This is a genomic window from Streptomyces sp. NPDC003016 (assembly GCF_053591455.1).
This window is the reverse complement of the sequence record NZ_JBSFTV010000021.1, coordinates 12,933-31,262: the sequence shown is the minus strand read 5'-3', so window position 1 is coordinate 31,262 and position 18,330 is coordinate 12,933. Positions and strand designations below refer to the sequence as shown.

Annotated in this window: 21 protein-coding genes and 2 pseudogenes; 6 read left to right on the top strand and 17 right to left on the bottom strand. The window is 70.3% G+C overall.

The features are described 5' to 3' along the window. Positions 1–385 precede the first annotated feature (385 nt). Positions 386–655, bottom strand: coding sequence for a GlsB/YeaQ/YmgE family stress response membrane protein (locus tag ACWDZ4_RS19470; RefSeq protein ID WP_451509628.1), 270 nt, complete (start codon positions 653–655; stop codon positions 386–388). A gap of 234 nt (positions 656–889) precedes the next feature. Between ACWDZ4_RS19470 and ACWDZ4_RS19465 the strand changes: the two genes are divergently transcribed. Next, positions 890–1,063 (top strand): CsbD family protein, encoded by a 174-nt coding sequence (locus tag ACWDZ4_RS19465; RefSeq protein ID WP_344494227.1) that lies wholly within the window; start codon positions 890–892, stop codon positions 1,061–1,063. 495 nt (positions 1,064–1,558) lie between these two features. Here ACWDZ4_RS19465 and ACWDZ4_RS19460 read toward each other — a convergent pair whose 3' ends face one another. The 4 genes and pseudogenes from ACWDZ4_RS19460 to ACWDZ4_RS19445 all read right to left on the bottom strand — a co-directional run bounded on the left by ACWDZ4_RS19460 (position 1,559) and on the right by ACWDZ4_RS19445 (position 3,613). Further along, positions 1,559–2,116 carry a TetR/AcrR family transcriptional regulator gene (locus ACWDZ4_RS19460; protein WP_451509627.1) on the bottom strand — a complete coding sequence of 186 codons (558 nt, stop codon included), beginning with the start codon at positions 2,114–2,116 and terminating at the stop codon, positions 1,559–1,561. 40 nt (positions 2,117–2,156) lie between these two features. Next, the gene (locus tag ACWDZ4_RS19455; RefSeq protein WP_451509626.1) at positions 2,157–2,735 is read right to left on the bottom strand and encodes a sugar O-acetyltransferase; all 579 of its coding nucleotides are present in this window, start codon (positions 2,733–2,735) and stop codon (positions 2,157–2,159) included. Positions 2,736–3,058: 323 nt separating this feature from the next. After that, positions 3,059–3,309 (bottom strand): annotated as a pseudogene (locus tag ACWDZ4_RS19450) (helix-turn-helix domain-containing protein); the annotation flags it as partial. Between the two features lie 139 nt (positions 3,310–3,448). Beyond that, positions 3,449–3,613, bottom strand: coding sequence for a hypothetical protein (locus ACWDZ4_RS19445; protein WP_451509625.1), 165 nt, complete (start codon positions 3,611–3,613; stop codon positions 3,449–3,451). A gap of 268 nt (positions 3,614–3,881) precedes the next feature. On the opposite strand from ACWDZ4_RS19445, the gene ACWDZ4_RS19440 reads away from it, so the two are divergent. From ACWDZ4_RS19440 to ACWDZ4_RS19430, 3 genes are read left to right on the top strand one after another with little or no spacing between them, the layout of a single operon-like run. Then, positions 3,882–4,367, top strand: coding sequence for a cation:proton antiporter regulatory subunit (locus ACWDZ4_RS19440; protein WP_451509624.1), 486 nt, complete (start codon positions 3,882–3,884; stop codon positions 4,365–4,367). Between the two features lie 6 nt (positions 4,368–4,373). Next, positions 4,374–5,618, top strand: coding sequence for a cation:proton antiporter (locus ACWDZ4_RS19435; RefSeq protein WP_451509623.1), 1,245 nt, complete (start codon positions 4,374–4,376; stop codon positions 5,616–5,618). After that, positions 5,615–5,803, top strand: a complete 189-nt coding sequence (locus tag ACWDZ4_RS19430) for a hypothetical protein (RefSeq protein WP_451509622.1) — start codon at positions 5,615–5,617, stop codon at positions 5,801–5,803. The genes ACWDZ4_RS19435 and ACWDZ4_RS19430 overlap by 4 nt, the downstream gene beginning before the upstream one ends. Before the next feature lie 77 nt (positions 5,804–5,880). On the opposite strand, the gene ACWDZ4_RS19425 is transcribed toward ACWDZ4_RS19430, so the two are convergent. Beyond that, positions 5,881–6,318 carry a hypothetical protein gene (locus ACWDZ4_RS19425; protein WP_451509621.1) on the bottom strand — a complete coding sequence of 146 codons (438 nt, stop codon included), beginning with the start codon at positions 6,316–6,318 and terminating at the stop codon, positions 5,881–5,883. 278 nt (positions 6,319–6,596) lie between these two features. Here ACWDZ4_RS19425 and ACWDZ4_RS19420 point away from each other — a divergent pair, with 278 nt between their 5' ends. Then, positions 6,597–7,472, top strand: a complete 876-nt coding sequence (locus ACWDZ4_RS19420; RefSeq protein ID WP_451509620.1) for an SGNH/GDSL hydrolase family protein — start codon at positions 6,597–6,599, stop codon at positions 7,470–7,472. 211 nt (positions 7,473–7,683) lie between these two features. Here the strand turns inward: ACWDZ4_RS19420 and ACWDZ4_RS19415 are convergent, their stop codons facing one another. Both ACWDZ4_RS19415 and ACWDZ4_RS19410 read right to left on the bottom strand, forming a co-directional pair. Next, on the bottom strand, positions 7,684–8,238 hold the full coding sequence (locus tag ACWDZ4_RS19415; RefSeq protein WP_451509619.1) for an HPP family protein: 555 nt from the start codon (positions 8,236–8,238) through the stop codon (positions 7,684–7,686). Between the two features lie 446 nt (positions 8,239–8,684). Further along, a complete protein-coding gene (locus ACWDZ4_RS19410) occupies positions 8,685–9,446 on the bottom strand; it encodes an SDR family NAD(P)-dependent oxidoreductase (protein ID WP_451509618.1) in 762 nt (253 codons plus the stop codon). A gap of 444 nt (positions 9,447–9,890) precedes the next feature. On the opposite strand from ACWDZ4_RS19410, the pseudogene ACWDZ4_RS19405 reads away from it, so the two are divergent. Beyond that, positions 9,891–10,455: pseudogene (locus ACWDZ4_RS19405) on the top strand (phosphotransferase); the annotation flags it as partial. Between the two features lie 120 nt (positions 10,456–10,575). Here the strand turns inward: ACWDZ4_RS19405 and ACWDZ4_RS19400 are convergent. From ACWDZ4_RS19400 to ACWDZ4_RS19360, 9 genes are all read right to left on the bottom strand, one after another. Further along, a complete protein-coding gene (locus ACWDZ4_RS19400; RefSeq protein WP_451509617.1) occupies positions 10,576–11,223 on the bottom strand; it encodes a DUF7691 family protein in 648 nt (215 codons plus the stop codon). Positions 11,224–11,555: 332 nt separating this feature from the next. Next, positions 11,556–11,975 carry a PPOX class F420-dependent oxidoreductase gene (locus ACWDZ4_RS19395; RefSeq protein ID WP_451509616.1) on the bottom strand — a complete coding sequence of 140 codons (420 nt, stop codon included), beginning with the start codon at positions 11,973–11,975 and terminating at the stop codon, positions 11,556–11,558. Between the two features lie 165 nt (positions 11,976–12,140). After that, positions 12,141–12,938, bottom strand: coding sequence for a VOC family protein (locus ACWDZ4_RS19390; protein ID WP_451509615.1), 798 nt, complete (start codon positions 12,936–12,938; stop codon positions 12,141–12,143). Positions 12,939–13,122: 184 nt separating this feature from the next. Beyond that, positions 13,123–13,740, bottom strand: a complete 618-nt coding sequence (locus ACWDZ4_RS19385) for a TOPRIM nucleotidyl transferase/hydrolase domain-containing protein (RefSeq protein WP_451509614.1) — start codon at positions 13,738–13,740, stop codon at positions 13,123–13,125. 503 nt (positions 13,741–14,243) lie between these two features. Then, entirely contained in the window at positions 14,244–14,696 is a 453-nt protein-coding gene (locus tag ACWDZ4_RS19380) for a hypothetical protein (RefSeq protein ID WP_451509613.1), read from the bottom strand. Further along, positions 14,693–15,781, bottom strand: a complete 1,089-nt coding sequence (locus ACWDZ4_RS19375; RefSeq protein WP_451509612.1) for a hypothetical protein — start codon at positions 15,779–15,781, stop codon at positions 14,693–14,695. The genes ACWDZ4_RS19380 and ACWDZ4_RS19375 overlap by 4 nt, the downstream gene beginning before the upstream one ends. After that, a complete protein-coding gene (locus ACWDZ4_RS19370) occupies positions 15,778–16,323 on the bottom strand; it encodes a hypothetical protein (RefSeq protein ID WP_451509611.1) in 546 nt (181 codons plus the stop codon). Before ACWDZ4_RS19370 ends, ACWDZ4_RS19375 begins: the two co-directional genes overlap by 4 nt. Positions 16,324–16,466: 143 nt before the next feature. Continuing rightward, a complete protein-coding gene (locus ACWDZ4_RS19365) occupies positions 16,467–17,066 on the bottom strand; it encodes a hypothetical protein (RefSeq protein ID WP_451509610.1) in 600 nt (199 codons plus the stop codon). Between the two features lie 165 nt (positions 17,067–17,231). Further along, on the bottom strand, positions 17,232–18,065 hold the full coding sequence (locus tag ACWDZ4_RS19360) for a class II glutamine amidotransferase (RefSeq protein WP_451509718.1): 834 nt from the start codon (positions 18,063–18,065) through the stop codon (positions 17,232–17,234). Positions 18,066–18,330 lie beyond the last annotated feature (265 nt).

Below are 18,330 nucleotides of genomic sequence, written 5' to 3'. Positions count from 1 at the left end.
GTCCACGACGACGGGGGCGCTTGCTGCGGAGATGCCGGGGCCGGGTGCCGAACCGGGCCTACGGGCGCGTGAAACTCATCGTCAAGGTTGCGGTACGCGCGCAAGCGCGGCAGCCGCCGAGCTGGGAAGCAGTCTGCGCGGGGGCAGGCAAGGAACGCCCATGGCGCTGCTCGTTGCGACTCCGATGGCGATTCCCGTGACGACAGGCACGAGCGGCATCAGCGGTACGGGCGTCCCTGACACCGGGAGCACGGCTTCGGTCTCCCGGTGAGCAGGGCGTCCCGGCCCTCGCAGACCGGACCTCACCGGGAGCCAGCGGGAGGCACAGCGCGGCGGGCACCGGAAGGAACTCCGGTGCCCGCCGCGGATTCGGTTCGGTGTGTGGTCAGGCGCGGTGGCGCTTGCCCGCGACCGCTCGGTAGATCACGAGCAGGATGAGCGAGCCGATGATCGCCGACAGCCAGGAGGAGATCTCGAAGAAACCGTCCATCGGGTCGACGTCGAAGAGCGCCTGGGCGAGGAAGCCGCCCAGCAGTGCGCCCAGGACACCGAGGATCATGGTGATGAGGATGCCGCCCGGGTCACGGCCGGGCAGCAGGAACTTGGCGATCGCACCGGCCAGCAGACCCAGGATGATCCACGAAATGATTCCCATGCGTACGCACTCCAAAAATCAGGGCCACGGCCTCGGTTGTGGCCGCAGCATCAGGCTGTGAATCGCCGTTTGCCCCCGTCCGAGGGTGGCAAACAACCGCTCGGACGCGCCGGTTCCGGCGGAGGTCGTCCGCGGCGCCCCGGTGGTCCCCTCGGGTACCGGACGCGGCACAGCCGCATAACAGTGCTGATGCGGGGCAGCGGATGGTCAGAACCGCAACGTAAGGAGAGCGTGATGAGTGCTGCTGACAAGACCGAGAACACCGCCGACAAGCTCAAGGGCAAGGCCAAGGAAACCGCGGGCAAGGCCACCGGCGATGAGCGTCTCCAGGGCGAGGGCAAGGCAGACCAGGCCAAGAGCGATGTGAAGCAGGCCGGCGAGCACGTCAAGGACGCCTTCAAGCGCTGAGCGCCCTCCTGGACCGTTGCCTTTGCAGGGGTGTGGGCCGCAACCGGTGGTTGCGGCCCACACCCCTGTCCGAGATCCAGCCCGATGTCCTCTTCGAGGGTGATGGTCCGGGGAGGCGGCTTCAGCGGCAGTGGGAGGCGGGCCCCTGGGCGCAGCTGTCCACCGGGCAGCGGGAGCGGCTGTCCGCGCTGGGCGGGAAGCCCACTGGGGCGCCTCCTCGCAGAGCTGGGCGCGGAAGGGGCGGGACGCCGCCTGCGGCCGGTCCTGGAACCAACCGGTCGGGCGAATCAGGCGAAGCACGGAGAGGTCCCGGCGTCTCCTGGGGTCTCGCGCTGTCAGCGTTTCGGTGGGGGAAGGCCGACCAGGCCGGTGTCGAACCCCGTCGCGGCCGGGGGCAGGTGAGCGATACGCGCATCCCGCCGACGCCGGGACGGCACGGGGAGAACCTGGCCGGCACCTTGGTCAGGTGGGGTGCCGGCCAGGGACTTCGAGGGATCAGGCGGCCGCGCTGCCGCCCCGCGTGATGCGGGTGATCGCTTGCAGGGTGAGGGCCCGTTCGTGGGGTTGGGTCTCCAGGGCGCGGTGGGTGGACAGGCCCTCGATGAGCGCGTCGAGCTGGCGGGCCGTCACCGGGTCGAAGTGCCGCTGCAGGGCACGGCGGCTGCGGCTCATCCGTTCCCGGGTCAGCTCGCGGTAGGCGGGTCTGCGGGCGGCGAGGGCGTACAGCTCGTGGGTGAGCACCAGTTCGCGCTGGTTGCCGCTGGACAGATGGTGGACCAGGTCGGCGATCGCCTCACGGGCCTCGTCGGGTGTCGCGGCGGCTCCGAGTCGCTCCTCGAAGACGGCGACGGTGCTGCTGGAGAAGCGGGTGAACGCCTCGCGCAGCAGCTCGTCCATGCCGCCGAAGTGATACGTCATCGATCCGAGCGGCACTCCGGCGCGAGCGGCGATCTTGCGGTGCGAGGTGCCGGCGACCCCTTCTTCGGCGATCAGGTCGAGCGCGGCGGTGATGATCCGCTCCCGCCGCTCGGGGTCGTTCCGTCCGGTCGCCACGGTGTGCTCCTCCACTGAACCTGTACTGGATCGACCTGTACTAGATCGAACGGACCACTCGGGCCGGATTGCCCACAGCGACCACATTGGCGGGTACGTCCTTGGTGACGACGGCTCCGGCGCCGATGACGCTGTTGTCCCCGACGGTCACCCCGGCCAGGACGATCGCCCCGCCGCCGAGCCAGACGTTGTCGCCGACAACAATCGGCTCGGCCGCCTCCAGTTTGTCCCGGCGCGGTTCCGGATCCACGGGGTGGGTGGGGGTGAGCAGCTGCACGTTCGGGCCGATCTGGCAGTCGCGGCCGATGGTGATGGGGGCCACGTCCAGAGCGGTGAGGCAGTAGTTGATGAACGTGTCCTCGCCGACCGTGATGTACGTGCCGTAGTCGACGAAGAGCGGCGGCCGGATGTGGGCGCCGGCGCCGAGACCGCCGAGGAGCTCGGTGAGGACGGGCTGGGCGGCGTCGACGTCCTCGGCGTACGCCGCCTGGTACCGGGCGGTCAGGCGCACGGCGCGCTGCTGGGCCTTGGCGATGTCGGGGTCGTCGGCGATGTAGAGGTCTCCGGCGAGCATCCGTTCACGGTTGGTACGCGGGTCTCCCGCGAAGTGGTCCGTCATGCGTACGATCGTACGCTCTTGGTTCCCCCCGCCTGTCGAAACCCCGCCGCCAGGGATTCCGCCACCCGCCGCCGGCTCGATGGCCGGGGTTACGGCCTGCGGCTCTCCGGTGCGCCGTTACGGGCGCAGGGTGACGGTCGGCGCAGGTGCGGCGCTGGTCGTCACCGGGCTCCTGGTCCCGTCCCCGGATCGCCGGCGCCCGGCGAGGACATTCCAGCAGTGGGCTTCGGAGAACGCTGCCGCTCTCCGCCGAACTGCCCGGTCCTGGGCAGGTCAGTCCATGAGGTGCGCCGGCAGCGGATCAGGGAGCGGCAGGTCGCGGGCTACGGCTCGACGAGGCCGACGCGGATGGCGTAGCGGGTGAGTTCGAGGCGGTCGCGGAGTCCGAGTTTCCGGAGCAGGTTGGCGCGGTGGCGTTCGACGGTCTTGGCGCTGATGACGAGAAGGCCCCGATCCCCTTGGAGGTGTGGCCTTCGGCGACGAGTTCGAGGATCTCTTCTTCGCCTCCGGTGAGGGGACGGACGGGCAGGGGGTCACCACTGCGGGCGCGGTCGAGGTAGGTGCGGATGGGGGTCCGGCCGACCTCGTCGTGGGGTTCCTGGGCGATGCGCCGGCGTTCCGCTTCCGGTGGCGGTGGTGCGGCTGCCCGGTTTGAGGAGGTCCGCTGTGGCCAGGGCCCGGGTCAGGCGCTGCAACGGGGCGAGTCCGATCCGCTACAGCGCCGCGTTGGCGATCAGCATCGCCACCAGCCCGGTGATCAGGACGAGGGCCTCGCCGAACAGCACCGGGGTGGAGACGGCGACGGGGCCGAGGAGCAGGAGGACCGCGACGACCAGGACGGCGGCGTCGAGGAGGAAGATCCGCCGGTCCAGCGACATGGCCCGTCTCCTTCCTGTCTTTCCCGGCGGCGTCCCACCCTCACTTTCACCGCCCTGCGTTCCGACGTCACCCGGGGTCCGACCTGCGGTTGGGCGTACCGCCCCGTCACCGCCTCGCCGCTCGCGGCACCGCTTGTCCCTCCATTCCGACACCCATGTTCCGGCTCTGTCCGCACCTGGCAACATGAGCCCTCGCCGCGCCCGGTCGCCTGTCCGGTCCCGCCGCGCGACGCACCACCACGAAGAACGAACAGAGGGGGAATGGGCTGTGCCTGCTCCACGTATGCGTACGACGCCGCTGCCCGGAATCGGGGTCCAGTACGACCTCACCACCCGCGAACACCGCCACCTGTCGGTGATCGCGCACCGGGACGGCACCCGGACGGTGAACGTCTACCGGGCCGACGATCCGGACGCGTGTGCGCAGTCGCTGCATCTGACAGGTGCGGAGACGGCGTCGCTGATCGACGCGTTGACGCCGGCCCATCACAGCCCGAACCTGCTGCACACCACCGGTCTGGGCCTGGTCGCCGAGCGGATCGAGCTGTCCGCGCACTCCTACTGGAACGGCCGGGTGCTGGGTGAGACCCGGATGCGTACCGAGACCGGTGTGTCGGTGGTGGCGGTCCTGCGCCGTGCGGAGGCGCGCCCCTCACCCGCTCCGGACTTCCGCCTCGCCGGCGGGGACACCCTCATCGTGATCGGCACCCGCGAGGGCGTCGACGCGGCCGCCGCGATACTGGGACGGGAGTGATCGCCTGTGCACTCCGCGGTCTTCCTGATCGAGTTCGGCGCGATCATCCTGGGCCTGGGCCTGCTGGGCCGGGTCGCGGGCCGTTTCCACTTCTCCCCCGTACCCCTCTATCTGCTGGCCGGACTCGCCTTCGGCACCGGTGGGTTCGTTCCGCTCGGCGCGAGTGAGGAGTTCGTCGCGATCGGCGCCGAGATCGGCGTCATCCTGCTCCTGCTCATGCTCGGGCTGGAGTACACCGCCAGCGACCTCGTCTCCAACCTCAAGACCCAGTACTCCGCCGGGCTGGTCGACTTCGCCCTCAACGCCGTACCCGGCGCCCTGGCCGCGCTGCTGATGGGCTGGGGCCCGGTCGCCGCAGTCGTGCTGGCCGGAGTCACCTGGATCTCCTCGTCCGGGGTCATCGCCAAGGTGATGGGAGACCTGGGCCGGCTCGGCAACCGCGAGACCCCGGTGATCCTCAGCATCCTGGTCCTCGAAGACCTGGCCATGGCCGTGTACCTGCCCATCATCACCGCCCTGCTGGCCGGGGTGAGCCTGGCCGCCGGCAGCGTGACGCTGGCCATCGCCCTGGGCGTCGCCGGCGCGGTGCTGTTCGTCGCCGTCCGCTACGGCCGGCTGATCTCGCGCTTCGTCTCCAGCGACGACCCGGAGAAGCTGCTGCTGGTCGTCCTCGGCCTGACCCTGCTGGTCGCCGGGCTCGCGCAACAGCTCCAGGTGTCGGCCGCGGTCGGTGCGTTCCTGGTCGGCATCGCCCTGTCCGGTGAGGTCGCCGAAGGCGCCCATACGCTGCTGAGTCCGCTGCGGGACCTGTTCGCGGCGGTGTTCTTCGTCTTCTTCGGCCTGCACACCGATCCCGCGAGCATCCCGCCGGTGCTGCTGCCCGCGCTCGTGCTCGCGGTGGTGACGGCGTGCACGAAGGTCGCCACCGGCTACTGGGCGGCGAAGCGGGCCGGCGTCGGGGTCAAGGGACGCTGGCGCGCGGGCGGCACGCTGGTCGCCCGCGGTGAATTCTCCATCGTCATCGCCGGCCTCGCGGTGACCGCCGGGATCGAGCCCGCCATGGGACCGCTGGCCACGGCCTACGTCCTCATCCTGGTCGTGACCGGTCCGCTCACCGCCCGCTACACCGAGCCCCTGGCAGCCCGGATCACCCGTCGCCGCGCCCCGGAAAAGCCCCGCCTGTCCGCGGCGCCGGTGCCGGCGAGGTCCCCGGAGACAGTCCAGGACCAGGACCCGGCCGGCCGCGCGTGACCGAGGACGCCGGGGCGGCGCTCACCGGCACGCAAGCCGTGCCGCTGCCCGCCGCCCCGGCCGTCCGCCCCGGTGGCGCCGTCGGCTCCGCCCGCGGTCTCCCCCGCCTCCTGGCGCGCAGCCCGTACGGGCAGGCCGGCACGGCACGGCGCCCCGGCCCGGGGTGGTCACCCTGCCCCTGCTGATCGCCCTGTGGCCGGCGGGCACCCTGTGTCCGGGCCCGCCGTATGCCGGAGCGGCGGCTGCCGGGCAGGCGTCCGGGTCACGCAGGGCTCCAGGTCGTCGCGCGGGTCGGCCGGCGCGTCGGCGGAGGCGGTACGCAGCAGGGCGGTGCGTCGGCGACCGGGTCGGGCAGGGATTCTCTGCGGGTGGTCAGGACGCCGGTGTGCAGGGCGACCAGGCTCAGTCGGCGGGCCAGGACCTCATGCATCCCGGCGGCGACGGCGGCCCGTTCGGCCAACCGGGCGGCCTGCTCGCGCAACTCCCGCTCGGCGCGCAGATGCTCCACCTGAGCGGCCAGCGCGTCGACGAGGCGGCGCCGGCGGCTGCCCTGCGGCCGCAGGGAACGTCCAGCGCCCCCGTTCCGCAGCGACGACTCGGCGTCGAGTCCGCGGACCAGTACCGCCGTATCGAACTGCGCTTCTCCGCAAGCCCGGTGAAGCGTGGTGCAGCGCTGCACCACCTCGCTGATCCGGTGCATTGACAGGGATTCAGGCGCGCCAGGCCGGGGCCCCGCGAGGTCAGGCCCGGCCAGAAATTTGAACACAGACTGAACAATCCGCTGCCGGACGTCTTGACGGCCCGTCACTCCGGCCACATATTACGTGCCAGTACAACTGACCAGTAACTGCGCGCAGTGCCCTCGCACCCTCGGCGGCAGGCGAACGGGACCGCCTTGCCGCCGGTCCCGTACGCCTTCTGGCCTTTCCCGGCGGCAGAAGGTGTCCACTCCTTCCCTTCGCCATGAGAGGCAGCGCCATGCGATCAGTTTTATCGAGCCGTCGTACCCGCACCCTTCTCGCCTCCGCCGCAGCCTTCCTGGCCACCACGACAGCCTTCGGCGCGAGCCCCGCGCTGGCCGCGGACGATCCGGTCGACCGCTATGTCGCCCTGGGGGATTCCTACGCCTCGGGAGCCGGTGTTCCGGACCAGGTCGACTCCGCCTGTACCCGCTCCAACCGCAACTACCCCGCCCTGGTCACCACCGCGCTCGCTCCCGGCGCCCACAAGGACGTCACCTGCGGAGGCGCCACCACCGTGCACATGACCTCGGCGCAGAACAGCTCCGCGCCACCGCAGTTCGACGCGCTGAGCTCCGACACCGACCTGGTGACCCTCACCATAGGCGGCAACGACATCGGCTTCGCCAACATCATCCTGCGCTGCGTGAGCCTCGGAGTGTTCAGCCCTGCCGGCTCGCCCTGCAAGAACAGCTACACCTGGACCGGCACCGACCGGCTCGCCGCCACCATCAACGCGACGGCGCCCAAGATCACCGCCGCCATCGACGGCATCCGCCAGCGCGCCCCCCAAGCCAGGATCCTGGTCACCGGCTACCCCGCGATCCTTCCCGACGACGGCAGCAACTGCCCCTCGGTCGTCTCGATAGCCAAGGGTGACGCCCCCTGGCTGAGAGACACCCACAAGCGCCTCAACACCATGATCGCCACTCAGGCCGCCGCGCGCGGTGCCCAGTACGTCGACACCTACACCCAGTCCGTCGGCCACGACATCTGCAAGCCGGCCGGAACCCGTTGGATGGAACCTCTCGTCACCAGCGCCGCCGCACCCTTCCACCCCAACGCGGCGGGTGAGCAGGCGATGGCCGACGCCGTCCTCACCGCCGCCCGCTGATCGGCTCTCACCCCGTACCCCGTCTCACCCCACACCCCGGTGCGGCAGCGCGGGCCGACGCGCCGTACCGGGGGCACGACCCCGCACCGGGCACCGGCCGCCGATGCCACTGAGCCGGGCTGCGCGCCCCGTGGAGGAGAGCAGCGCGCTCGCCCGCGCCGGGAGACCGCACGCAGGGGAAGTGAGGACCGCGTCACCGGCTGTTCGGCGGTCACCACCAGTAGGCGGGGTACCTCGGTGCCGTGCGGCGGATGCGGGAGGCGGCGTATTCCGTCAGGACGAGGAGGACGGTGGCCCCGAGCAGGAGGGGAACGAAACGGTCGGGCGCGGGAGCCTGGAGCACGATGACGACGGCGGTGGCACAGGCGGGTGAGTGAGGAGTACGGGCGGCCATCATCAGGGCCAGCGTGACACCGGCCGCCACGGCGGCGGCCCATGCGCTGCTGCCCGCCGCCGCCAGGACGCCGTAGCCGATGGCGGCGCCGAGCAGGTGGCCGACGACCACGCTGCGGGGCTGGGCCAGCGGCAGGGTGGGGGCACTGTGCACGAGGGCCGCGCTGGCGGCCAGCGGCGGTATCAGTACCGGTTCGTGGATCATCGCGCCGATCGCTACCAGGCCCAGCAGGACAGCCGTCGCGGCGCTGACGCTGTGGAACGCGGCCGCGGGGGTGGGCCGGGCCGGAGCCCGCCCGGCCGCCTTGCGCCGGCGGGACGCCTCGGGGGTGGCTTGGGCGGGTTCGGGGCGCGGGGCGGCATCGATACTCATGTGAGGTGTTTCCGGGAGAGGCGGCCGAGGGCCGGGCAGGGGTAGGGCGGAGGAGGGGGAAGGCGGGCTGTGCGGAGTACTGTGATCGACAGTCGGCTCGCCCTTGCGCCCGCGTCCTGATTCGGCCGACGCAATCACCCAAGACCTTATCGCTCAGGTTTGCGATGGAATGATTCGGGTCGGCCGACCCGGTACCGGTGGTCGGAGGAGCTCGCGGGGCTCGCTGATGCCGGACCGGACAGGGCGCCCGGCGTTGTTCATGCTCGGGACGCCGAAGGCGGCGCGCCCCGGCCCTTCGTCGCCGGCCCGGTGATCGCACGGCACGGTCGTGGCCGGCTTCGCGGACCAGAGCCACAGGACGCGCATGTTCACGCGGGCGTACGGAGTCACGCCCGCCGGGCCGGCCGGTCGCGCTCCGCGCGTCGCCGTGGGGCGGCAGCCGGCCGCTACAGGCCGCCGGCGACGGCCAGCACGGTGCCGGTGACGTACGAGGCACGTTCCGACACCAGCCATGAGACGGCCTCGGCGATCTCCTCCGGCCGGCCGGGACGCCCCAGCGGGATGCGCGAGGCGACACGCTCCGCCCGTCCCGGGTCTCCGCCCCGCGCGTGGATGGTGGTGTCGATGGTGCCCGGGGACACGGCGTTGACGTGGATGTTGTCCGGTGCGAGTTCCTTGGCCAGCCCGATGGTCAGGGCTTCAAGGGCCGCCTTCGTCGCGGCGTAGGAGACGTACTCGTGCGGTGAGCCGGTGCGGGCGGCGACCGACGAGATGTTGACGATCGTCGAGCGCGTCGTGCGCCCCGCCCACCGCCGGGCGGCCTCCCGGCACCACCGGAGCGGCGCCACCAGGTTCACGTCGACGACGCGCCGCAGCACGTCGTCCGACAGCTCTGCGAGGGGGGCGATCCCGCCGGTGATGCCCGCGTTGTTCACCAGACCCACGACCGTGCCGAGGCTCTCGGCCACGTCGAACACCCGGGCCGGCGCGTCGTCGGCCGTGACGTCGGCCCGTACGGCGCGGGCGATGCGGCCCGAGCGCCCGAGGTCTCCTTCCACCGCACCGGCCTCGTCGTCGGAGCCGGAGTGGGTGAAGACCACGCCGTACCCGTCCGCGCACAACCGTTCCACGGTGCTTTTTCCGATGCCGCGGCTTCCGCCCGTGACGATCACGATCGGCGGGCGGGACGACTGGGTCTGTGTGTTCATGCCGGTTCAGATCTCCTTGTCAGGTCGTGCTCAGCGGTGGGGCGGCCCCGGGAGGGTGCCTTCCGTACGGCCTCGATCGCCCGGAGGACAGCGGCTGTGACGGACCGGGCGTGCCCCGGGACCGGCGCCTCGCCGTAAAGAGCGTGACAGACCTCCGGCAAGGGGGGGCAAGGGGGGCCGGACCCGCTCTCGCGGCGGCCTCGGTCCCGTCGGCCGGCATCACCACGGGCTGTCCCGCCTCGGCCGGTCCCCGCTACCCGGAGACGGGGGACCTCGACCGTTGCAGGCGCCGGTGCGCGGGACGGTCTGGAACGAGGGTGCGCATGGCACCCGGTGGCACCCGGTGGTGGCCGACTGAGAAACCCGGCCGGCAGGCGGGCCCGCGACGCACTGTGACGGCCTCGACTGCCTGCCGCACGGATCGGGCCGACGCAGGAGCTCCTCTTGGCAACCGCGAGAACCGCGGACACTCGTCCCGCGATCGATGCCACGCTGGTCAGACGCCTGGTCGATACGCAGTTCCCGCAGTGGGCCGGACTCCTTCCGGAACTGCTCGAACCGGCCGGCTCCGACCATGTGATCCACCGGCTGGGCGAGGAGTTGTCCGTCCGGCTATCCCGGCTCGCCCCGCACCTGCCACTGACCATCCCGGTACCGGTGGGTGGGGTGAGACCGGCTTCGGCTGTCCAGAGCCACGGGCGGTGCCCCGCTGCTGGACGGCGAGGTGGCGGCCGTCGAGGCGCCGGCCGGATCGTCCGAGGCCGCGGTCCGACTGGCGGAGTTCCTGATCACCCTTCAGCGGTTCGCGCCCGAGGGCGTCCTGGTCCAGGACATGCCCGAGGACACACCTGAGGACCTCACCGTCCGGGCCCGCGCGGCGCGGGCCGCTGTCGTGCAGGTCGACGGCGCGTTCGACGCCGCGGCCATGACCGAGCTGTGGGACGCGGCACTGGGCGCCCCCGGGCGGGATCGCCCTCCGGTCTGGTTCCACGGAGACTTCCCCATCGGTCAGACAGCCAGGGCAACCAGGACCGGTCTCGCCGATCGCCGCGCCGAGGCGTCCTCTGCCCACGCGAAAACCATAAAAGCGAAGGGCGAAGGGCGAAGGGACACTGGCGTTGAATCAGGGTCAGCCCACGGTCCAGAAGAGAACGGTGTCCATGGTGTGGCCGTGCTGAAGGGCACATTGCCACTCCTCGTGCTCCAGCTCGAACATCTCGATGAGGCGCTTGACCTCATGGGTGAAGGCGCCGTCGACGCGGTCGAGTACCGCGGTGTAGGCGTCGGCAACAGCCTTGGCCCTGGCCAGGGGGAGGTAGCCGATGGCCGGGTAGCCGTCCGCGGGGCCCGGGATGTGGAACGGGATGCCCTCGGGCAGATCCGCGTACAAGAAACCGTACGGCAGCAGGTCGGCGGGGACTCCCAGAGTGCGGAGTTCACGGTCCATGAGACCGAAGAACGTGGAGGGCTTGGAGTACACACCCACGTCGGTGGGGTCGGATCCGGTGCACTCGACGACGATCAACAACGCGGTGTAATAGGCGTTGCCCACGCACGGGCCCACCGCGTCGGTCCGGCCGGCGACGAGGTGCTCCAGGGCCTCGGGGAGGGTGATACCCCAGTCGATGCCCTCGTGGTCGAGGCGGCGCTGAGCCGCCTGCGCCCGCTCGCGCATGGTGTCGAGGACCTGCTTCTGCTGGGCGGTGAGCTCGCCACCCCGCACATAGGCAAGGGTCCGGCTCAGAGTAATGGTCTTCATGGTGATCACATGGCTCATGCGGCCATCATGGCAAGCCCCACCGACACCGGCGTTGTCGGTCGGCAAGGCAGTGGTGGGGCCGCTGAGGATCGGGGCGTAACGGTGGCGTGCTGCCCGGGAAGCCGTACTGGGCTCACCGGACAGCGGGGGGCCTGCCCGAGGTCGAGCACTCGTGCCCAGGCGGGCGGCGAGTCCGGTACGTAATCGCGATCATGGACGGCGGCACGGTGAACTCTCGCACGCGCAGCCAGAAGGAAGGGCAGGAATTCCCCTTCACGTTCTGAGTGAGCATCAGCACTCACCTTGCGCGGACGGCACCCGCGCACGGTCGCGGCCGGGCAGGGCAGGCATCACCCGGGCTGGTCGGTGTCCTTCAAGGTGCCCCATCCGTGCCAGCGGTCGATCTCGATCCATGCGTTGAACCGGCGGCGGTCCCGCTGCGCGTAGGGCTTGCCGAGATAGTGCTGGGACAACCGGTCGGCGTCGGCCAGCCCCTCGTCCTCGCGGAGTTCGGTGACGCGCCCGACGATGCTGATGTGCGTGTACCAGTTGCCCTCGTCGAGCACGGTGAGCGACACCCGCGGATCGTTGCGCACATGCTCCAGCCGCTTGCGTCCCTCATCCATGTTGACCAGTACCCGGCCGTTCTCCCAGAGGTACCAGGTGGCCGTGGACACCGGCTGGCCGTCCGGGCGCAGAGTCGTGACAACGGCCGGATTGGCCTTCGTCAGCATCGTGACAGCCTCTTCGGGAAGCGGTGGTTTCGACATGGGACATCCTCCGTCGTCACGCGTTGCTGCATTCATGTGGACGATCACCAGCATGACCGTCCACCCCGGACTGTTCCACTCGGAACCCTCGGCCGCGCCGCTCGTCGGGCAGCAGCGGGGCCGAGTCGACGGGGCTTCGGTGCTCCAGGCCCGGCGTCAGCGTTTTCAGCGACGCGAGTGAACCGGACGACCGTGGCTCGCCCCGCGGTGAGGAGGCTCGCCACCTCCGGATCGACCGGGTTGTCGGGGGGTCAACACACAGAACTCATGGCCGTCGGGATCGGCCATCACCACCCGGTCGACCTCGCCCTGACCGATGTCGGCACGAGTCGCCCCGAGGGAGACGAGACGGTCGACCTCTGCTTGCTGATCACCGTGGTCAGGTGGAGCGAGGTCGAAATGCAGCCGGCTCTTCCCGGCCTTCGGCATCAGTGGCGGACCGCCCCACGTGATCTTCGGACCGCCCTGCGGCGAGCGGATCGCGGTCTCCTGGTCCTGGTCCCAGACCAACGGCCAGCCCAGCGCCCGGCTCCAGAAGTACCCGACGTCCTGCGAACCGTCGCACGCGAGCGCTCCGACGAATCCGCAGTCGGCGAGGAAAGCGTTGCCCGGCTCGATGACGCAGAACTCATTGCCTTCGGGGTCGGCGAGCACCACATGCCCCTCCTCCGGGCATTGACCGATGTCAATGTGCCGGGCACCGAGTTCGAGCGACCTCGCCACAACCTCCTGCTGGTCGTCAAGGGACGTGCTCGTCAGATCGAAGTGCATCCGGTTCTGGCCTGCCTTCTGCTCCTGGGCCGGAAGGAATCGGATCCAAAACCCGGTGTCGTCGCTCGGCAGGAGTGCGATGCCGTCGTAGGAGTCGTCGGCCATCTCCCCCTCCAGGACGCCGGCCCAGAAGCGCGCGAGACGGATCGGGTCGTTCGCATCGAAGCAGAGCGCGTGAAGGCGAGAAGTCATTCCTCGGTATCTCCGATCTGCTGACTCGCGGCCCTGCCCGCCGATCGGGTAGGGCAGTCCGCCAGCGAGAAGGCTTTCGTCCAGGTCGTGGCTGGAGCCTTGCCAGATGGCGTCGCCCGGTCAACTCATTAACGACCCGGGCTCCGCCGCTGTCGTCATCACAGCCCTCCGGCCGTCCACCGGGTCAAAGGCTCGTGAGGAGGTCGTCGAGCGGGGCCGGTACCTGTGCGGGGTCGAGGGCCTCGACGAGGATGCGGCCGTAGCGGATCTTGCGGCCTTTCTTCGTGCCGAGGAAGCGTCGCAACTGCCGCTGCCGGGGCCGGCCGTGGTGTGCGGGCTGGCGCTGGAAGATCTGCCAGGCACGGAAGTCGCCCTCGGCCCGGACGATCTCCTCGACCCTCGCCGTGCCCAGCGCGCGGATGAGCTCGTCCTCCAGATCCGTCACGCACACGAAGAAGTCCCGGCGCGGCGCCCCTGCCCGCTTCAGGCCGCGGTCGTAGAAGCGCTGCTCGCCCTCGTCGCACAGTCCTGTCAGGCGCAGACCAAGGCCGGGCGGCCCGAGGAGGCCGGCGTAGCGGCCGACGCTCATCGCCCCGCCCATCGACACGACACACACCCTCTCGGCGGCCAGGTCCCGGCCACGCCGGGCGGCCAGTGCCTCAACGGCCGCGAGGTCACTCAGCCCTTCCAGCAGCACCGCCGTCCGCACCCCCAGTCGCACAGCCAGATCACTCGCCGACCCGCTGGGCCCGCCGGTCGCCCAGCCACTGACCGCGTCCCGGAACGTCCGCATCTCCGCCATGGAGCGAGTCTGCACCTCCACCACCGGCACGGCACGGGATTATTCGGCGGCCCCGCGAACCACTGGGCGTCCGTCACCGGACGTCACTGTCTCAGTGGGAAACATGCCTGGTGAGGCCGGCTTCTTCGCCGTCGACTCCGGCAAGGGCCTTCCCGCCTAGGTCGAGAAACTCATCGGCGGTTCCTGTGACCGCTTCGGTCCGGCGGACGCGTCACCGTACCCCGGGTGGTTTGACCGACGGGTAGGGGCGGTGGGAAACAACTCCGGCCGTCGCGCGCTGCTGCGGGCGACGACCGGAACACCGGGACGGGCCGAAGGCCAGACCTCCGTGAAGCACATCGTGCAGTCGCCGCCCGGAGCGTTGTGGTGCTGAATGCCGTAGTCGAACGTCGTCCCGCGTTCCAGCCCGTGGAGGGCTGCCCACGGAGGGCTGCCGTGCGTCCGAGGCGGTCCAGGCGGTCCAGGCAACTCGGCCCGGACCGGCTCCGTCTGCCGGCCGGACCTTATCCCTGAGCCGTCTCCAGGAAGCTCTCCTCCGCGAAAACCCCCTCCGAGACCCCCTGGAAGAAGCCCTCCATCAGCTCGTCCAGCTTCACCTCAGTGGCTCCGGCCGGAGCCGTGGCCTTTTCACCCTGGCCCATCCGCAGCACCAGCGCGAGCTTCTTGGCCTTTGCGTTCTCCGCCGGTTCGGCCAGGTCCACGGACACCTCGGTCAACGCCCCGTTCTTGAGCGTGAAGTCAGCCGTGACCTTCTTGTTCGGAACCTCCTTGAGGTCCTTGTCCGTAGGGAGATCGGCACCCGGCGGCAGTTTCTTCGCCAGCGGGCGGATCTCGTCGAACAGCTCGGTCAGCAGAGCGCCGAAGGGGGCGGTGGCCATGATGTGCTCGGTGCCGCCCTCCCCCTCGGAGGTCTTGAAGTCGACCTCCCGGGCGATGACCTCCCGGAGGGCCTTCATGAGCTTCTTCTGCTCCTTGGCGTCGAGCGTGGGCTCCGCCGAGGGCTTCCCGCCTTCCGGTGCCTGCATCCCCCCATCTCGTCGTAGGTCTTCTCCAGTTCCTCCGTCGCGACCTTGACCCACTCACCGGTGAGCATCTTCTTGAACGCTCCGGCGCTCTCGGGCAGTTCGTCGGCGGACGGCACGGGGACGCCCGACACCTTCGCGAAGGCGTCCACATCGACGCGGAAGTAGGTGTAGTCCCCGACCACCCGGTACTCGAACAAGTCGCCCTCGGGGCCGCTGAACTTGACGGCCATGCCGGTGAAGTCCTTTTCGGCGGACTCGTCGAACGGCTTCTTGGACTGCATGGATACGGAGATCCGCGCGCCGCTGAACAACTCGGCCATCTCGTCCGGCATCTCCTCACCGGGCTCCGCCCCGGCGTCGAGCGCCTTCAGCGTCTTCGCGTCGGCGTCCAGGTCCAGCTCGAAGGAGAGCGAGTGTTCCTTGCCGAGCTTGTCGAAGGCCCGGTCGAGCTTCTGCCCGGCGGACAGGTTCTCCACCGTGCCGCAGGCGGCGGAGCCCGCCAGGACCACGGTGGCGACGGCAGTGTTGAAGCCTGGCTCGGTGTCGTACTTCGAGGTGTCCCGGCCGACGATCCCGGCGTCCAGCAGCTCGCGTACGAGCAGGTCGGCCGTGTCTCCGGCACGCCGTGATTCGCGGCGCCGGCCGAAGTGGAAGTACGTCTGCCCGTACCCGCCGCGGCTGTAGACGAACTGGGAGGGGTGCTCGGCGCAGTGCGGGACCATGCAGTTCTGCCCGTGCGGGCACGTGCATGCGGGCGTGGACGCCAGGAACACCGTTTCCACGCCCGCCGGATCGCTGGTGCGGTCCGCACGGCGGTAACCGGTGATGTTGCGCGGCGACTCCCAGGCGGGCTCTCCGTGCGGGGCGGTGCGGGCGTCGTACGTCACCCACGCCCAGCCGGACGATTCGCCGGTGGCGGGGGCAGGACGCCCCGCGTCGGCGAAGCCGCCGGACACGGTGGTCAGGGGCATGCCCTTGCAGAAGGTGATGAACGTGTTCGGGGCCGGCCGGATCACTCCGCCGTCACCTCCGGAGGCAGGGGCGGCGAGGGCAGGGCGGAATAACCGGCGATCACTTTCACCAGACGTTCGTGATCGTCGTAGTAGTGGTCGAAACAGTCGTGACCGCGGTCGTCCTGTTGTCCGCATCCCGCCTGGGGACCGATGAGGTTCGCGGCGAGGAGTTCGGGAGACAGGTGGTCCGGGTTCTCGCCCACCCGCTGCCGCAGGTCTTCGAAGCTGAACCGGAGGATCGGGCGACCGTCCTGGTGGTACGCGAATGCGGGCGGGAAGCCCTTGGCGCTGCAGGGCTCGGTCACGCACACGACGATCTCCGCACCGTTCGGGCACATGGCGCTGTAGTCGACGTCGTCGTAGTCCTTGGCGTCCCAGTTGTGCATGGCGTGCACCGCCCACGCCCACCCGTCCCCCTCGCCGTACGCGAGGGGTTCTCGCAGCCGGTCGCGAAGGCCCTGGGTGAGTACGTCGAGGGCCAGGCCCCGGGCCAGTACGACGTTCACCTCGTGGTGGGCAAAGGAGCCCTGTATCCAGCTGGTCATGCGAGCACCACAGGCAGGAGGACTGACAACCGGACTCAGGGTCCGTCCGTCCTCACTGACCGGGTCTCAGCGGTCGGAGAGCCGGTGCGGGTGAGATGCAGGTGGGGTGTCGGCGGGAGGGCAACAGCAGTGCGGCCGCCGGCTCAGCGACACGGGCCGGCGAATTCCCGCAAGGTCTGCTCGTACCGGCCGCCGAAGCCCACCTGGGTGATGTCCTTGAAACGGAACTTCGTCACGTCGGTGGACCATCGCGCCCCTGTGTCGACTTTCCGCAGCCGCAGCGATTTGGGCCGCAGGTCTGTCACCGCGCCGATCCAGCAGGCGTTCGGTACGTGCCGTTCGGCATGCAGTGAGACGAGGCCGAAACCGCGGCAGGCGGCCTCCACCAGAGCAGACAGGCCGTCCAGCGGGACCGCGTGCCCGGGCATACGTATCGGCCACTGCCCCCGGCGGCGCAGTGCTCTGATGGTCAGGCATGTTCCGTCACCCCGCCGACGGACCTTGGTGATGTCCGGGGTACGGACCGCTGCCCAGCCGTCGAGCTGAACGTCCGAGCAGGACGCCAGCAGGGTCCAGGCGGGGGTCGTGCCGACGACGAATCCCTCGATCCGGTCCGCACGACGGATCGACCGGTGGATGCGCACCAGGTCGCCCGTGCCGACTGCCCGGTCGAGCCGGTGCAGGATGCGGTCGTTGTCCGCGGCATCCTGCTGCGCTGTCTTCACGTCCTGCTTCTGGGGCATACCCCGATCCTGCACGGTCCGGGCCTGCCGGGTCATCCCGGTTTCGGTCATCCCGGCTTCGCCCGCACCGTCAGGGGACCGGAGCCGGCGGCCGGGACGAACCGGAGTGCGCGGCGCGGGGCGGACCATGCCTGCCGAACCATGCCTGCTGAACCACGCCCGCTGCTACACGGGCTGTGGTGTGAAGGGCAGCAGCTCGTCCGCGCCTGGCTGGACGACGATGCAGCTGTTCTCGGGAAGTTCGTTCCAGACACCCGGAAGGTCACCCAATGGCTCGGAAACGATGAGGCGCGTCTCGGCGGAGACCCCCTGCAGGAAAGCGAGATCGGGGTGGAGAGCCCGCACGGCGTCCACCCTGCTGCTGACGAACAACGACCGCGATGCCTTCTGGCTCGAGTACCGGAAAGCCCACAGCCGCTCGCTGTCGGTTACCGCGACGGTCATCTGGAGCGGGAACTCCACTCCGTGCTCACGGCCCAGCGCTTCGACCAGCCCGGCCATCCGGGCAACGGCACCCGGTGCGTCCTGGTCCAGGCCCAGGGTGACCGCCAGGTAGAACATCACTTCCGAATCCGTCGACCCCTCGAGCGAGGAGAACAGCGCGGGGTCGATGGCCATACAGAGGTCGCGCCGGATCCGGTGGAAGTCGGTGATCACGCCGTTGTGCATCCACATCCACCGGCCGTGGCGGAAGGGATGACAGTTCGACTGCTGCACGGCCGTGCCGGTCGAGGCGCGGACGTGGGCGAAGAACAGCGGTGAGCGGACGTGGTCCGCGATCTCCTGCAGATTGCGGTTGTTCCAGGCGGGGCCCGTGTCCCGGACGATGGCCGGTGTGGCCGCGTCGGGTCCGTACCAGCCGATGCCGAATCCGTCGCCGTTGGTGGTCTCGACCCCCATCCGCGCATGGAGGCTCTGGTCGATCAGGGAGTGGGCGGGCTTGTACAGAATGTCGCCGAGCAGGGCGGGGGTTCCTGAGTAGGCGAGCCATCGGCACATGAAGAGCAGTCCCTTCCCGGTCGACACCCGCGCGGTCCCCGCCGACCGCGGCGCCTGCTGCCCGGCGCCGGGCAGGTGTCCCGACCGGCTTGGCGGCACGCCGCCGGTCGAGGCAGCTTCTTCGGGCGGGTGCCCCGCATCACCGGCCGGAAACAGGCGGCCGAAACACCCGCCGTCGCGCTGTGCGGCTGAGAACCGAGGCAGAAACCTGGGAACCGCAACCAGTCGCTCATGGTGTCGGTAGGCTTCAGCCGCTCATCAGCAC

Bases quoted from the DNA above. Each gene is read 5' to 3' on its own strand.
- ACWDZ4_RS19470 (WP_451509628.1), bottom strand. From the start codon at position 655: ATGGGAATCATTTCGTGGATCATCCTGGGTCTGCTGGCCGGTGCGATC.
- ACWDZ4_RS19465 (WP_344494227.1), top strand. From the start codon at position 890: ATGAGTGCTGCTGACAAGACCGAGAACACCGCCGACAAGCTCAAGGGC.
- ACWDZ4_RS19455 (WP_451509626.1), bottom strand. From the start codon at position 2,735: ATGACGGACCACTTCGCGGGAGACCCGCGTACCAACCGTGAACGGATG.
- ACWDZ4_RS19445 (WP_451509625.1), bottom strand. From the start codon at position 3,613: ATGTCGCTGGACCGGCGGATCTTCCTCCTCGACGCCGCCGTCCTGGTC.
- ACWDZ4_RS19425 (WP_451509621.1), bottom strand. From the start codon at position 6,318: ATGCACCGGATCAGCGAGGTGGTGCAGCGCTGCACCACGCTTCACCGG.
- ACWDZ4_RS19420 (WP_451509620.1), top strand. From the start codon at position 6,597: ATGCGATCAGTTTTATCGAGCCGTCGTACCCGCACCCTTCTCGCCTCC.
- ACWDZ4_RS19415 (WP_451509619.1), bottom strand. From the start codon at position 8,238: ATGAGTATCGATGCCGCCCCGCGCCCCGAACCCGCCCAAGCCACCCCC.
- ACWDZ4_RS19410 (WP_451509618.1), bottom strand. From the start codon at position 9,446: ATGAACACACAGACCCAGTCGTCCCGCCCGCCGATCGTGATCGTCACG.
- ACWDZ4_RS19400 (WP_451509617.1), bottom strand. From the start codon at position 11,223: ATGAGCCATGTGATCACCATGAAGACCATTACTCTGAGCCGGACCCTT.
- ACWDZ4_RS19395 (WP_451509616.1), bottom strand. From the start codon at position 11,975: ATGTCGAAACCACCGCTTCCCGAAGAGGCTGTCACGATGCTGACGAAG.
- ACWDZ4_RS19390 (WP_451509615.1), bottom strand. From the start codon at position 12,938: ATGACTTCTCGCCTTCACGCGCTCTGCTTCGATGCGAACGACCCGATC.
- ACWDZ4_RS19385 (WP_451509614.1), bottom strand. From the start codon at position 13,740: ATGGCGGAGATGCGGACGTTCCGGGACGCGGTCAGTGGCTGGGCGACC.
- ACWDZ4_RS19380 (WP_451509613.1), bottom strand. From the start codon at position 14,696: ATGAAGGCCCTCCGGGAGGTCATCGCCCGGGAGGTCGACTTCAAGACC.
- ACWDZ4_RS19370 (WP_451509611.1), bottom strand. From the start codon at position 16,323: ATGACCAGCTGGATACAGGGCTCCTTTGCCCACCACGAGGTGAACGTC.
- ACWDZ4_RS19365 (WP_451509610.1), bottom strand. From the start codon at position 17,066: ATGCCCCAGAAGCAGGACGTGAAGACAGCGCAGCAGGATGCCGCGGAC.
- ACWDZ4_RS19360 (WP_451509718.1), bottom strand. From the start codon at position 18,065: ATGTGCCGATGGCTCGCCTACTCAGGAACCCCCGCCCTGCTCGGCGAC.